The sequence below is a fragment of the Sphingobium sp. IP1 genome (assembly GCF_002708645.1).
Lineage (GTDB): Bacteria > Pseudomonadota > Alphaproteobacteria > Sphingomonadales > Sphingomonadaceae > Sphingobium > Sphingobium yanoikuyae.
On sequence record NZ_NOIW01000265.1, the window covers coordinates 1 to 775 of the forward strand.

The 775-nt window shown below is 61.8% G+C and carries 1 protein-coding gene; it reads right to left on the reverse strand.

What is annotated here, in order from left to right:
* Positions 1-369: 369 nt before the first annotated feature.
* On the reverse strand, positions 370-775 hold a 406-nt coding region (locus CG471_RS29880; RefSeq protein WP_099234672.1), incomplete at its 5' end, for a hypothetical protein.

Here is a 775-nt window from a genome sequence, read left to right on the forward strand (position 1 = left end):
GGGGGAAGGGCGGGTTCTTGCTCGGGGGCGTTGGTCTTGCCGAAGATTCGATTCCACAATGCGCCGAACATGCGTTTGTCTGCCTCCCGCGATGCACTTTACTCCGCCCCAACATGGCGTGGCTTCGGGCAAAGGAAAAGGGGGCATTTCACCCATGAATCGCGACAGCTTCACGGTCCGCCGCAGCGATGCCTCATCTGCATAAGGCGTGTCAGGGTTTTTGCAGAAAATCGAAACGGCCAGCCCGATCCTCCAGTCGACCGCCCAACGTCAGTATTCTATGGGTGGTCGGGTGGGGGTTCAAACGAGTCACGTGCCTCGTTTGAAGGCTGGTGCGGCACAGAAAATGCGTTCCCGCATTTTCTAAAATTAAGGCGCGGGTTCCAGCACCACGTCCCAATGATCTTCCGTCACCGCCATGCGCTTGGCCTCCTCGGCATCGAATGCCGCCTTGTCGGGGAACATCCGCGCCTTGGCCGCCGCCATCGCCGCCTTGTAGGCTTCGCCCGCGCCCACGCCGTCGGCGCCATGCTTGTAGACGATGGTGGTGCGCACGTCCCACCGCGTGCTGCCGCCCATATGGGTGAAGGGCATCTCGACCGTGACTTCGCTGATATAGCCCTGCCGCATCATCTCGCGCAGCAACGCCTCATGCTGTTTGTGATAGGTGGTCAGGAACTGGCCCATCCCGCCCCATTTGACGCGGTAGTAATTTTCCACCTTCAACGGGCCGTCGGCGGGGGCCGCGGTCTGGGCGGTGGCGGGTGCGGCAGCC